This is a genomic window from Janthinobacterium kochi, from assembly GCF_051380715.1.
Taxonomy (GTDB): domain Bacteria; phylum Pseudomonadota; class Gammaproteobacteria; order Burkholderiales; family Burkholderiaceae_D; genus Janthinobacterium.
Genome location: NZ_JBNYXO010000016.1, coordinates 21,796 through 33,791 on the forward strand (window position 1 = coordinate 21,796; position 11,996 = coordinate 33,791).

Below are 11,996 nucleotides of genomic sequence, written 5' to 3' on the forward strand. Positions count from 1 at the left end.
AAACGCCAACCTTCGGGTTGGCGTTTTTGCGTTTATCGTCCCATCCCGCTTTCAAGCTGAGCATCGCGCTGCCGCGCCAGCGACAAGACCTTCTGCGGCTCTTGATTCAATGACTCCAGCAACGCGACCACGGCCTGCTCGATGGCCCGCCACTCATGCAGATGGCTGCGAAAGTAGCCGATGTCGATATGAGAATTTCTCAAGCCGTGCAGGAAAATCTCGTGCGAGCAGCGGGGATTAATGACCAACTTACCGCGCTTCTTCAGCGCGTTCGCCCTTTCCGTACCGGGATCGGGAAAAAAATCCGGGTCGCAGACAATCTGCGTTTCTATCCGCTCGCGCGATGGGTATAGATACAAGTCCTTTTCATAAAATACCGTGATCACATCTTCCCGCACGCGCTGCGGCAGATCGCTGTGCTCATAGCGCAGCAAGCCATCACGTGACGCCGCCTGCTTGCGATTGGGCATCCAGATCGAGCTAAAGCGCTGGGCAAGCTGATATTTTTCGGCCAGCGTATTGGCGTCAAAATTCTGCACCAGAATGGAGACTTCATCCTGATAACTGATCCAGATGGGCGTATTGTCATGCGGAGCGATGAAGGGCCGCAACTTGCCCCCCTTCCACTGCGCTTGCAAGAGCAAACCCTGCCTGTTGCCGGCTTGCTCGTACAAACCTCGCATATAGCTTGGAATATAGTTCGCGGGAATGAGAAACTTGTTGCCATTGACCACCATGTGCAGTTCGGTCGCTGGCTGTTTGCGTGGCGACGCATACCAGGCCAGGGCGGCCAGACAAAAGATGGCGAGCAATATCCTTGTTGTCAAATGTCGCTTGCGCGGGGACGGTTGCGTCATCTCATAACCCCGGCATCAGATGAGAGAGGTCCTGCAGATGTTTGTCCATCGGACGTAGACGCTCCAGGCGGAACAGCCTGTCCAGATCCAATTGCTTGCGCAGCCGCTCAGGCGCTATGTCCATGCCGAAGCTGCCATCCATGGCGGCCGGGTAATCGAAATGCATGCGCGACCAGGCGCCATTCGCATAGCGCCAACTGCCGATCTTGTCAGCATCGGCATAGGCCTGGAATGGATCGAGGGCGTAACCTGACGTGAGCACGCCAATTTTCCCCAGCCAGGCGGCATGCTCCATGGAATTTACTCCGTTCAATAACGCGCGCCCTTCCGACCGCAGAACACGCGATGCATTGACATAAAAGCGCTCATCGAGTATGGCCTGCCAGACTTTCTCCGCGCCTGCGACATCATGGGCATTCAGATAAGGAGACAGAGGAACATGGGCGGTCCACCCATATGCATCCAGGTCAAATTTGGTAAATGTATCGACGTGATATCGAGCGATATCTTCCACCGAGAGCGGTGCGACTTTCCCCAGCGTCATCGAATTCGGCCGATATTTTTCACGATATCCAAGATCAGCCCGCATCAGCTCGATGCCAAACTGATCCCAGTCGCGCTCGCTCATCACTCTCCCAAGCTGATCTGCCCGCATCTGTGCATAACCGTTGGCAATGGCGCCGCTGATGGTGTCATTGCGCACGACACCCAGCGCCAGCCGCGCATAGCGGTCGCCGCCGGCGGCCAGATAGTTCCAGTAGGCTTCCCGGTTGCCCTGGGCCGCGTAGAAGCGCAGGATGTCCATATCGCGCGCGACCTTGTTTGCGTTTGCCGCCGCACCTTTGACGGCTGCGGCTGGCACGGTGCGCGCCAGCATGGCAGGCGCCGCCTCGATCGCCGCCGTCCGCGCCTGCAAGGATTGATGCCTGGCCAGCGCCAGTTCATTGCGCGCCAGCCACATGGCGACCGTGGGGCCGAGCCGCGCATTGTGCATGGCGGCGCCGAGTATGGCTTGCCGCCGCATGCTGCCATGACGTATGACGAGGCTCACGCTGCGCAGCATGGCGGTGATGGCGAGCGCATGGCCATGGGCGAAATCGGCGGCAACCATGCTGGCATGGGGGGCTGGGCGATGCAAATCAGACACAACAAAACCGGCGGCCGCAGGATCAGCCCCCCATAGTTTGCCTAAGCCCATGCGGTAAGTGCTGCCGGCGTCGCGCAGGCTGGCCACCATGGACTTGCCCATGGCGCCCGCGTCGAACACCTGCGCCAGCAAGGCTTCCAGCGCCGCCTGCGATGCCAGCGTCGCCATGCCCAGGCACAAGGCGACATCGTGGCAAATTTCGCTCAGCTGTGGCCATATGGTGGCAATATCGACCTGCGAAAACTGCAGGCGCAAACGCTTGAGCGCTGGCTCTTTGGCATAATCGAGCGCCTGCAGCACGCGACGCGAGCGGTTCTCAGAACGCATCAGGACAGCGGCATCATGCCTTGCATGCAACAGATGACGCCGCAGGTCACGCTCGGCTTGCTGATCGAGCGCCACCAGCATGGCATGCAGGCGCGGGCGGTCGTAGGGAAGTATCGTCATGGCAGGCCCGATGGGAAGATTCCCACAGCATGCCGTGCTGGGCTGTACCGGCGTTGAGCAGCCTCAGCGATTGCTCTTATTTTCTTGCTTGCAGCATCTGCATTCGTGTCTCAACGCTGCAAGCGCGGCCTTACCACATCAAATCATCAGGAATCTGGAACGCCGCATATGGATCGTCCTCGTCCACTTCGGTGCTGGCCTGTTTTACACGCACGACGATGGCCGGGTCGCGTTCGGCGATCTTGTCGGCGATGATGCGCGGCACCAGTTCCACGGCGCCGCCCAGGCAGACGATGACCAGACGGCCCGCCACCAGGTGGGCTTGCACGGCGGCCGTCACGTAGATGCGCTCGATCTTGTTGTTGAACGTGAAGTTGTACGGCACGTCGCCGTTGTTGCCCTTGCTTTGGCGGTTTTTTTGCACCATTTGCGCAATCTGCGCCACGATGGCCTTCTGGCTGGCGGCCGCGTCGCGCTGGGCGTTCAGTTCGCGCGCGCGTTCCGCGTTCTTGCGCTGGGTCTCGAGCGCGGCGAGGCGCACTTCGTCGACGCTTTGCGTGCCGCTCTTGCGCTCGTCCTTTTTTTGCTTGCTCTTGTCCTGGTTGGCCAGTTTGACCTTCTTCTTGTCGACCAGGCCGGCCTTTAAAAACTGCTCTTGCAACGAGACCATAACTACTCCGTGTTGAGGGTGCGCCGGCCAAGGCAGCGGCATCGGCCGGTGGAAAGACGCTAGCATAGCAAAAAACAGGGGCGCTGCCGCCGCAACATGGCTGCCCGGGCCAGCCGGCAGGTTCTTGGCGCCTGCCCGTAACAAAAAGACACACTCGAATGGAAATCTTGTTGATAAATGTCATATAGTTAGTTACGTTCTGCATATCGGCATTGCCTGCCGATTGCATGTCCCCTTCCACTGACTGCGCCTACAAGGATTTGCCATGAAACAATTAATCGCCCTCTGCATCGCTGCCGCGTTTGCCAGCACCGCCTTTGCCGCCGCACCGGAAGCGGCGCCCGTCGCCAAGACGGCGCAACAGTCAAAAATGACCACTTGCAATGCGGACGCCGCCGGCAAGAAAGGCGATGAGCGCAAGGCGTTCATGAAGGAATGCCTGAGCGCCAAGCCGGCACCCGTCATGACGCAGCAAAACAAGATGAAGGCCTGCAATGCCGACGCCAAGGATATGAAGGGCGACGCGCGCAAGGCATTCATGAAAGAGTGCCTGAGCGCCCCCAAGAAATAAGCGCCGGTTCGTAGCGCCAGTGTGCGCTTCACCCCATAGCGCCAGCCGAAAGGCTGGCTTTTTTTCGCCAGCAACACGCCGCCAGGCATGCAACCATGCTTAATGATCAAGATGACATGGAGAAAGATAGCGCGTAGTATTTAGTCAACCTACTGCTCAGTACGGTTACACGGCATTCTGGAGAAAGGACGGCAGCGTGGCGGCGTCGAACGATCTCGCGCACTGGCGCGGCCAGGTCTTTAGCCGCCTGCTGCAGGTGGTGCTGCTGCTTGGCTTCGTGACGGCCATTCCCAGCGCGCTGCTGGCCGCGAGCGAAGCCATCTGGTCCATTGTCGCCCTCGACTTGCTGGCCATCGGCTGGGTCGGCGTCATCTGGCATCTGCGCGCCATGCCCTACCGCTGGCGCGTGTGGCAATTCCTCATCGTCGCCTACCTGGTGGGCGTGGGCCTGTTGCTGAAAATCGGTCCCGTCAGCCAGATCTACATGATGCTCATGCCCGTGCTGGCGGCCTTGCTGCTGGGCATGCGGCCAGCCCTGTCGACGCTGATCCTGACTTCGCTGACCATCTTTTTACTGGGCCTGCATCCCGACGTTGCCCTGCAAATGCCGGGCACGCCCGACTCCCCCGTGCTGCGCGCGCTGATCGTGGCCCTGAACTTCCTGTTTATCGCCGCCGTCCTGACCCTGTCCTGCGCCTTCCTGCTGCGCCATCTGGAAGACAGCAGCCAGGCCCTGTCGCAACGCAACGCCGAGCTGCGCTTGACGGCGACGGCGCTGGCCCGCCTGAACGATATGGTGATGATCGCCGAAGTGGCCGATGCCCTGCCCGGCTCCAGCGCGGTGCCGGCCACGCGCATCATCTTCGTCAACGATGCCTTCGAGCGCAGCAGCGGCTATGCGCGCGCCGAGGTGCTGGGCCGCAGTCTGCTGTTCCAGCAGGGCCCCGCCACCGATGCGGACGAACTGGCGCGCATCGCCGCCGCCATGGCCCGCGCCCAACCGGCGCGCGCGGAATTGCTGAACTATGACAAGAGCGGCAAAGCGTACTGGGTCGAAGCGGAACTGGTGCCGTTTACGGATGCGGACGGCAAGCAGACGCACTGGGTGGCCGTCGAGCGCGAAATCGACGAGCGCAAGAAATCCGAGGCGGACATCCACCGCCTGGCCTTCTACGACGTGCTGACTGGCTTGCCCAACCGGCGCCTGCTGATGGATCGCATCGCCCATTTGCTGGCCGCCGCGCCGCGCGACCATAAAATCAGTGCGCTGATGTTCATCGACCTCGACCACTTCAAGCACATCAACGATGCGCGCGGCCATGCCACCGGCGACGCGCTGCTGCGCCTGGCGGGCGAACGGCTGGCGCAACTGATGCGCAAGGCCGACACGGTGGCGCGCCTGGGTGGCGACGAATTCGTCGTGCTGCTGGCGCACCTGGCCGACGACCTGGACAGCGCCGCCCGCGCGGCTGCCCAGGTGGCCGAGAAAATCCGCGCCGCCATCGCGCGCGACTTCGATATCGACGGGCAGTCCTACCACTGCTCGGCCAGCATCGGCGTATCCCTGCTGCCGAAAGCGGGCCAGCAGGCGCACGATCTGCTGCGCGAAGCCGATATCGCCATGTACCGCGCCAAGGCCGAAGGGCGCAACGGCATCGCCTTCTTTGAAGCGGCCATGCAAGCGGGCGTGGAGCGCCGCCTGACCCTGGAACGGGCGCTGGCGCGCGCGCTCGATATGGGGCAATTGTGCATGCACGTGCAACCGCAGGTCGACCGCGAGGGCCGGGTGACGGGCGCCGAATTGCTGATGCGCTGGCCACAGCCGGACGGCACGCACATTGCGCCGGGCGTGTTCATCCCCATCGCAGAAGAATCGGGACTGATCGTCAGGCTGGGCAACTGGGCACTGCGCGAAGCGTGCCGCGTCGCCAGCGTGCTGGCGCAGGTGGGAACACCCGTCGCCCTGTCGGTGAACGTCAGCCCGGCCCAGTTCCGCCAGCCCGATTACGCCTCCCGCGTGCAGGCCGCGCTGGCCGAACACGGCACGCCGGCGGCCGCCCTGATCCTGGAATTGACGGAAGGCTTGCTGATCGACCAGCGCGACGCCTCGCTGGCGCGCATGCGCGAACTGGCAGCCCTGGGCATCCGCTTTTCCATCGATGATTTCGGCACCGGGTATTCCAGCCTCGCCTACCTGACCTCGATGCCACTGTACGAACTCAAAATCGACAAGCGCTTCATCGACGACACGCCGCACGATGCGCGCGACACGGCCATCGTGCAAGCGATACTGGCCATGGCGCGCCACCTGGGCTTGCGCGTGGTGGCCGAAGGCGTGGAAACGCAGGAGCAGGCCGACTTCCTGGTCGCCCACGATTGCGACGGCTTGCAGGGCTATCTGTATGCGCGGCCCATGCCACTGGAAGCATTTATCACCTGGCTGGCCCTGCGTCAGACTTAGCTTTCCGACATTTCCTGCACGAAACTCCTCCGCTAGAATACCGGCCGCATAGCCTGTACCTTCACCATCCCCTTTTTTTAAAGCGATCCCCGATGCGTCTGGTTCTTCCCCTGCTGCCGCTCCTGCTGCTATCTCTGCTGCCCGCCGCGCATGCGGCCCCTTCCACCACCGCCCCCACGCCGATCACCCTGGATCAGGCCATGGCCGATCCCGACTGGATCGGCACTCCCGTCGAAGCGGCATGGTGGGGCTGGAATGGCCAGCTCAATTACAAGCAAAAACGCCTCGGCTCGCCCTTGCGCGACACCTATCAATTGCCAGGCGCGAACGCCAAACTGAATAGCGGCAAGAAGGTTGACGATGCGCAACTGGCGAACCTCGATGGCCAGCAGATGGTGGTCAACCGGGCCGGCACGCGCGCCATCCTGCTGCGCAACGGCGACTTGTTCGAGCGCGACCTGAAAAACGGCACCTTGACACAAATCACGCGCGGCGTCTCGGCCATCAGCGACCCGCAATATTCAAACGACGGCGGCGCGGTGCAGTACCGCAGCGGCACCGACTGGTTCAGCTGGAGCCGTTCTGAACGCCTGAGCGCCCCCGTCGCCCTGTTGCGCGCCGCCAAGGATCCGGACGCCAAGCCGGAAGCGGACGCCCTGCGCGAGCTGCAACTGCGCCTGATCGTCAACCTGGCGCGCCAGAAGGAAGAACGCGATGCGAGCCGCGAACGCCGCCAGGAAGAGCGCCGCCTGGACAGCACGCGCGCGCCGGAACCGATCTACCTGGGCGATAAAGTCACCATTTCCGGCAGCGCCCTGTCGCCGGACGGCCGCTGGCTGCTGTTCGTCACGCAGAACAAGGCCGCCGAAAAGGGCAAGCTGGGCAAGCTGGCCCGCTACGTCACGGAAACGGGCTACCCGGACGTGGATGACGAGCGCACGCGCGTGGGTCGCAACATGCCCATAGCACAAAGCCTGAAACTGGCCGACTTGCGCACGGGCCAGGTGCGCGACATCGCTTTCGACAGCCTGCCCGGCATCGCGGTCGATCCGCTGGCGCTTCTGCGCGCCGAACAGAAGCTGCCGCCATTGAAAGGCAACCGTCCCGTGCGCATCGATGCCCAGCGCGACGGCATCGCCTGGACCGATGACGGTTCCAAGGTAGCCGTGCGCGTGCGCGCCATCGACAACAAGGACGGCTGGCTCGCCAACGTCGACCTGGTCAACGGCGCCCTCGTGCCAGTGCACCGTATCAGCGACGCGGCCTGGGTCAACCGCCGCGCCGAGGAATTCGGCTGGCTGCCCGACAATGCCACCCTGTGGTACCTGTCCGAGGAAAGCGGCTACGCCCACCTGTACACGAAAACGGGCGCGGCTCCGGCACGCACCTTGACCAGCGGCCAGTGGGAAGTGAGCGCCGTCGAATGGAGCCGCGACGGCAAGAGCGCCTATTTTCTATGCAACCGGCAAGCGCCCGGCACATATGAAGTGTGCGCCAGCACGGCCAAAGATGGCGGCGCGCGCGAAATCACGAATCTGAAAGGCGTGGAAAACTTCGGCCTGTCGCCCGATAACGGCAAGTTGCTGTTGCGCTATTCGACCAGCTATGTGCCGGCCCAGCTGGCCACGGTTTCTGTCTCTGGCGGCAAGGCGACCATCCTGACGGACACGCGCAGCGACGCCTTCAAGGCGCGCAGCTGGGTCATGCCGCAGCTGGTGCAACTGCCATCCACGCATGGCGCGGCACCCATCTGGGCCAAGCTGTACCGCCCCGCACAGCTGGAGGCCGGTAAACAATATCCGATCATCATGTTCGCGCACGGCGCCGGCTACCTGCAAAACGTGACGCAGCGCTATCCCGTCTACTTCCGCGAACAGATGTTCCACAACCTGCTGGTGGAGCACGGTTATATCGTGCTCGACGTCGACTACCGCGCCTCGATGGGCTATGGCAGCGCCTGGCGCACGGCCATTTACCGCCAGATGGGCCATCCGGAACTGGAAGATTTTATTGACGGCGCCAATTGGCTGGCGCAGCAGCACCAGGGTGACATCAAGAATGTGGGCATCTATGGCGGCAGCTATGGCGGCTTCATGAGCCTGATGGCCCTGATGCGCGCGCCGGAAATCTTCAAGTCCGGCGCCGCCCTGCGCCCCGTGACGGACTGGACCACCTACAACCACGAGTACACGGCCAATATCCTGAACACGCCCGACGTCGACCCGCAAGCCTATAAAATCTCGTCGCCGATCGAATACGCCGACAAACTGACGGGCAACCTCCTGATCGCCCATGGCATGATCGACGACAACGTGTTCTACCAGGATTCCGTGCGCCTGTCGCAACGCTTGATCGAGCTCAAAAAGGATAACTGGGAAATGGCCAGCTACCCCATGGAGCGCCACGGCTTCGTGCAGCCGGAAGCGTGGTATGACGAGTACCGCCGCATCTATCAGTTGTTCCAAAGAACCTTGAAGTAATCGTCATTGCCCGGCTCGCTCGGCAAAAACTGTCGGATTACGCGAGGCGAGGCCTCGCTAATCCGACCTACTCGCTCAGGCGTAGGTCGGATTAGCGGCGCAGCCGCGTAATCCGACACCCCCACACTCCAATCGCTCAGTCAAACGGCACGGGCCGCGGCGTCGTATCGGACGATGGCGGCAAGATCGGCAGCACGATGTGCGGCTGCTTGCCCGTCAAGGTTTTCAGGAAGGCCACCAGCTTGGCATTTTCGCCCGGCGTAAAGGTGCGGCCCAGCTGCAAACGGCCCATCACGTCGACGGCTTGCGTCAGGGTCGCCGCTTCGCCATCGTGGAAGTAGGGGTAGGTCAGTTCCACGTTGCGCAAGGTGGGCACCTTGAAATTGAAGCGGTCCGCATCCTTGCCCGTCACGGCCGAGCGCCCTTGCGCCGTCATCGCCGTTTTATACGGTTCCACCACGCCCATCTTCTGGAAGGTGTTGCCGCCCACGGCGGGACCGTTATGACAGGCGATACAGCCGCTGGACTTGAACAGCTGGTAGCCGGCCAGCTCGTCTTTCGTCAAAGCGCTCTTCTTGCCGACCAGCCATTGGTCAAAGCGCGCACCGGGCGTCACCAGCACTTCCTCGAAAGCGGCGATGGCGCGCGTGACTTGCTCGATGGTCAATTTATCCTGGCCAAACACTTGCCTGAACTCCGCGCGGTAGGCGGGAATCGAGGCCAGCACGTCGATGGCCAGCTCATGCGTAAAAGCCATCTCGCCGGGATTGGCGATGGGGCCGCCCGCCTGTTCCTGCAAGTCCTTGGCACGGCCATCCCAGAATTGCGCCACGTTCATGCTGGAATTGAGCACCGTGGGTGAATTGATCGGTCCACGCTGCCAGTTATGGCCAATCGAGGTTTTGATGTTATCCGTGCCGCCCATGCTCAGGTTATGGCAGCTATTGCAGGAAATGAAGCCCGAGCGCGACAGGCGCGGATCGAAAAACAGTTTCTTGCCCAGCTCGACCATCGCCGGATTGGCGACCTTGGCGGCAGTGATCGGCTGGATCGGCTCCTTTTCGGCGGCGTGCAGCACACCGCTGAAAGCGAGGCCGGCGATGAAGACAAAGGGGAATAGGGTGCGGCGCATAGTCTAACTCCTGGAAACATTTCCCAAATCGGCGGCACGCGCCGGCGCGGGAATGCCGCACGCCGGCCCGGTTGCCACCCGTACATCGCTGAATGGATGTTGATTTATATTAACTTTGACTAGTTAATAAGGAAAATGACCGGGATCAAGGTTCTGGCCAAGTACGAATCGCGCTTGCCATTTACGCAAGCGTGGCACATGATGAAGGCATGCAAACGCCAACCTATCCCGTCTTGCTGCGCGCCGCGTGCGCCAGCTTCCTGCTGCTGGCCGCCAGCGCCTGCGGCAGCACCCCCACACACAATGATGCGCCGCCCGCCCCCGGCAATGCCGGCTTGCTGGCGCAGATCCAGGCGGAAGTGGGCAGCGCTGCCTGCGATACCACCCAGCAGTGTCAAACCATCGCCATCGGCGCCAAGGCCTGCGGCGGCCCGGAACGCTACCTGGCCTGGTCCAGCAAGGACAATGACGGAAAGAAACTCAAGGCACTGGCCCAGGCGCAAGCCGAGGCGAGCCGCAAGCAGCAGCAAGCGGACGGCATGATGTCGACTTGCTCCATCGTCACGGACCCGGGCGCCACCTGTGAGGCGGGGCGCTGCGTGCTGCAAAAGAGCGGCCTCGGCGGCAGTTCGGCGATGTAAAAAAAGCCGTTGGATCAGCAGCTTTGGGGGTTCTGCAACGCGTCAGGAGTGCAGCTGCAAGATCTTGATAATTTTGCTTTCCACCGTCTCGCCCGCGCCCGAGGTAGCATTCTTGCTTTCCTTGCGCAGCAACAATAAATGGTCACCGCTGACGCCATACTGGCGCGTGTCGTCCATCTTTTGCGCAAAGCTGATAACGACAAAGGCGCGCCGGCTTGCCCTTGTAGCTATCCATTTTTTCGCCACTGAACACGGCTTCCTCGATATCGCGCGACAGGGCGTCCACCGCCGACACCATGGATCGCAGCTCCGTCGCCTTCATTTCTCCCAGCGCAAAGCCGATCGGCGCCTTGACCTTCGGATCCTTCATCCTGGCGCGCTGCTCGGCTTCCACTTTCGCCAGCACCTCCTTACTGTAGAGCACCTGCAAGCCCGCCGGCCCGCCCTCGACAGCCACCGTGGCCTGGCCAGTATCGTCTTCCGCCGCCTTGCCCTCGCCCTCGCGGCGCCAGGTTTTCGATTCGCCCTGCGCCTTGATGGGCATCTGCCCCTGCAAGCGCGCCAGCGCCGCATTCAGATCGGCCACCCCGTCGGCCGGTGCCGTGCCGCAAAACAAACTGAACAAGCCCGCCACCGCCAGGCCTTGCACTCCAATACATCGCTGCATTGCCACATCCCTTCAGGTCATGCAAGGATGTCAAAACACCATGTTTTTGCCATCTGTTGCATTTGAACACAGCTAGCTCTGGTCAGGTGGAAAGTCTTTCTGCTATAATTCGCCGCCTTGGCCTGGTAGCTCAGTCGGTAGAGCAGAGGATTGAAAATCCTTGTGTCGGTGGTTCGATTCCGCCCCGGGCCACCAAGAATTCAGCAGTACATAACAAAAAGCCAACCTTCGGGTTGGCTTTTTTGTTTTCGCCTGCAAACAACGTCATGCCATCCATCGCCAGCTATGTACGCAAACGTACGGACTGCAGCCGCGCAAGGGAACATGCTGCAGGCAGACCACACACCCATCCCGCCGCCAGCGCCCTGCGCAATACGGCAGACGGGTCACCTGGTCATCTCTCCCTGCCATGCGAAACTCGCGCCCGACGCCGTCGAGCCGTTCCGTACATAACGGCACACTGCCAAAGGATGCATCATGAAACCTACCCTGATATTGCTCGCGCTCGCCTCTACCCTCGCCTTGACCGCTTGCCAGCGCGAAGCGCCACCGGCGCCCACCGTCGTGCAAGTCGTCCCCGGCGCGCCTGGCCCTGCCGGCGCAACGGGTGCCCCGGGTGCGGACGCGCCCGCCGGTGCGACTGGCGCTACCGGCGCCACGGGCCAGACCGGCGACAGCGGTGCCGCAGGATATGACGGCGCCAAGGGCGCCACTGGTGCACAAGGCAACGAAGGCGCCAAGGGCGACGATGGCGCCAAGGGCAAAACGGGCGAGACGGGCGACACGGTGATTGTCGTTCCGCAACGCTAATACCGTTAGCGCCGTGAAGCACCGGGAACCTTGTTCCCGCACAACGCCAACCCCTGCGGTTGGCGTTGTGCGTATGCGCTGTACCGCACAGTAGCATCGGCCATATCGGCCTA

General features: G+C 62.0%; 11 protein-coding genes and 1 tRNA gene. 6 read left to right on the plus strand and 6 right to left on the minus strand.

The annotated features are described in order from the left end of the window. Positions 1-32: 32 nt before the first annotated feature. From ACQ4WL_RS24555 to ACQ4WL_RS24565, 3 genes are all read right to left on the minus strand, one after another. Positions 33-857 (minus strand): hypothetical protein, encoded by an 825-nt coding sequence (locus ACQ4WL_RS24555; RefSeq protein ID WP_436512080.1) that lies wholly within the window; start codon positions 855-857, stop codon positions 33-35. Position 858: 1 nt separating this feature from the next. Then, complete coding sequence (locus ACQ4WL_RS24560; RefSeq protein WP_436512081.1) at positions 859-2,451, minus strand: DUF6861 domain-containing protein; 1,593 nt, start codon at positions 2,449-2,451, stop codon at positions 859-861. A 130-nt stretch (positions 2,452-2,581) separates the two neighbouring features. Then, positions 2,582-3,121, minus strand: coding sequence for a DUF2058 domain-containing protein (locus tag ACQ4WL_RS24565; protein WP_436512082.1), 540 nt, complete (start codon positions 3,119-3,121; stop codon positions 2,582-2,584). 265 nt (positions 3,122-3,386) lie between these two features. On the opposite strand from ACQ4WL_RS24565, the gene ACQ4WL_RS24570 reads away from it, so the two are divergent. The 3 genes from ACQ4WL_RS24570 to ACQ4WL_RS24580 all read left to right on the plus strand — a co-directional run bounded on the left by ACQ4WL_RS24570 (position 3,387) and on the right by ACQ4WL_RS24580 (position 8,633). After that, complete coding sequence (locus ACQ4WL_RS24570) at positions 3,387-3,692, plus strand: PsiF family protein (RefSeq protein ID WP_436512083.1); 306 nt, start codon at positions 3,387-3,389, stop codon at positions 3,690-3,692. Between the two features lie 196 nt (positions 3,693-3,888). Next, a complete protein-coding gene (locus ACQ4WL_RS24575; RefSeq protein WP_436512084.1) occupies positions 3,889-6,153 on the plus strand; it encodes a putative bifunctional diguanylate cyclase/phosphodiesterase in 2,265 nt (754 codons plus the stop codon). A gap of 92 nt (positions 6,154-6,245) precedes the next feature. Next, positions 6,246-8,633 carry a S9 family peptidase gene (locus tag ACQ4WL_RS24580; protein WP_436512085.1) on the plus strand — a complete coding sequence of 796 codons (2,388 nt, stop codon included), beginning with the start codon at positions 6,246-6,248 and terminating at the stop codon, positions 8,631-8,633. A gap of 136 nt (positions 8,634-8,769) precedes the next feature. On the opposite strand, the gene ACQ4WL_RS24585 is transcribed toward ACQ4WL_RS24580, so the two are convergent. After that, positions 8,770-9,765, minus strand: a complete 996-nt coding sequence (locus ACQ4WL_RS24585; RefSeq protein ID WP_436512086.1) for a cytochrome-c peroxidase — start codon at positions 9,763-9,765, stop codon at positions 8,770-8,772. A gap of 209 nt (positions 9,766-9,974) precedes the next feature. Here ACQ4WL_RS24585 and ACQ4WL_RS24590 point away from each other — a divergent pair, with 209 nt between their 5' ends. Beyond that, positions 9,975-10,406: a hypothetical protein gene (locus tag ACQ4WL_RS24590; protein ID WP_436512087.1), complete on the plus strand. Its 432-nt coding sequence runs from the start codon at positions 9,975-9,977 to the stop codon at positions 10,404-10,406. 42 nt (positions 10,407-10,448) lie between these two features. Here ACQ4WL_RS24590 and ACQ4WL_RS24595 read toward each other — a convergent pair whose 3' ends face one another. Both ACQ4WL_RS24595 and ACQ4WL_RS24600 read right to left on the minus strand, forming a co-directional pair. Further along, positions 10,449-10,583: a hypothetical protein gene (locus ACQ4WL_RS24595; RefSeq protein ID WP_436512088.1), complete on the minus strand. Its 135-nt coding sequence runs from the start codon at positions 10,581-10,583 to the stop codon at positions 10,449-10,451. Beyond that, positions 10,549-11,073 carry a hypothetical protein gene (locus ACQ4WL_RS24600; protein WP_436512089.1) on the minus strand — a complete coding sequence of 175 codons (525 nt, stop codon included), beginning with the start codon at positions 11,071-11,073 and terminating at the stop codon, positions 10,549-10,551. The genes ACQ4WL_RS24595 and ACQ4WL_RS24600 overlap by 35 nt, the downstream gene beginning before the upstream one ends. Before the next feature lie 119 nt (positions 11,074-11,192). Here ACQ4WL_RS24600 and ACQ4WL_RS24605 point away from each other — a divergent pair. Then, positions 11,193-11,268: transfer RNA gene (locus ACQ4WL_RS24605), tRNA-Phe, on the plus strand. 282 nt (positions 11,269-11,550) lie between these two features. Beyond that, positions 11,551-11,883 (plus strand): hypothetical protein, encoded by a 333-nt coding sequence (locus tag ACQ4WL_RS24610; protein WP_071079608.1) that lies wholly within the window; start codon positions 11,551-11,553, stop codon positions 11,881-11,883. The last annotated feature ends 113 nt before the right edge of the window (positions 11,884-11,996 follow it).

What these genes read in the sequence shown, in the direction of transcription:
- ACQ4WL_RS24555 (WP_436512080.1), bottom strand. Translation starts at nt 857, where the DNA reads ATGACGCAACCGTCCCCGCGCAAGCGACATTTGACAACAAGGATATTG.
- ACQ4WL_RS24560 (WP_436512081.1), bottom strand. Translation starts at nt 2,451, where the DNA reads ATGACGATACTTCCCTACGACCGCCCGCGCCTGCATGCCATGCTGGTG.
- ACQ4WL_RS24565 (WP_436512082.1), bottom strand. Translation starts at nt 3,121, where the DNA reads ATGGTCTCGTTGCAAGAGCAGTTTTTAAAGGCCGGCCTGGTCGACAAG.
- ACQ4WL_RS24570 (WP_436512083.1), top strand. Translation starts at nt 3,387, where the DNA reads ATGAAACAATTAATCGCCCTCTGCATCGCTGCCGCGTTTGCCAGCACC.
- ACQ4WL_RS24580 (WP_436512085.1), top strand. Translation starts at nt 6,246, where the DNA reads ATGCGTCTGGTTCTTCCCCTGCTGCCGCTCCTGCTGCTATCTCTGCTG.
- ACQ4WL_RS24585 (WP_436512086.1), bottom strand. Translation starts at nt 9,765, where the DNA reads ATGCGCCGCACCCTATTCCCCTTTGTCTTCATCGCCGGCCTCGCTTTC.
- ACQ4WL_RS24590 (WP_436512087.1), top strand. Translation starts at nt 9,975, where the DNA reads ATGCAAACGCCAACCTATCCCGTCTTGCTGCGCGCCGCGTGCGCCAGC.
- ACQ4WL_RS24595 (WP_436512088.1), bottom strand. Translation starts at nt 10,583, where the DNA reads ATGGACGACACGCGCCAGTATGGCGTCAGCGGTGACCATTTATTGTTG.
- ACQ4WL_RS24600 (WP_436512089.1), bottom strand. Translation starts at nt 11,073, where the DNA reads ATGCAGCGATGTATTGGAGTGCAAGGCCTGGCGGTGGCGGGCTTGTTC.
- ACQ4WL_RS24610 (WP_071079608.1), top strand. Translation starts at nt 11,551, where the DNA reads ATGAAACCTACCCTGATATTGCTCGCGCTCGCCTCTACCCTCGCCTTG.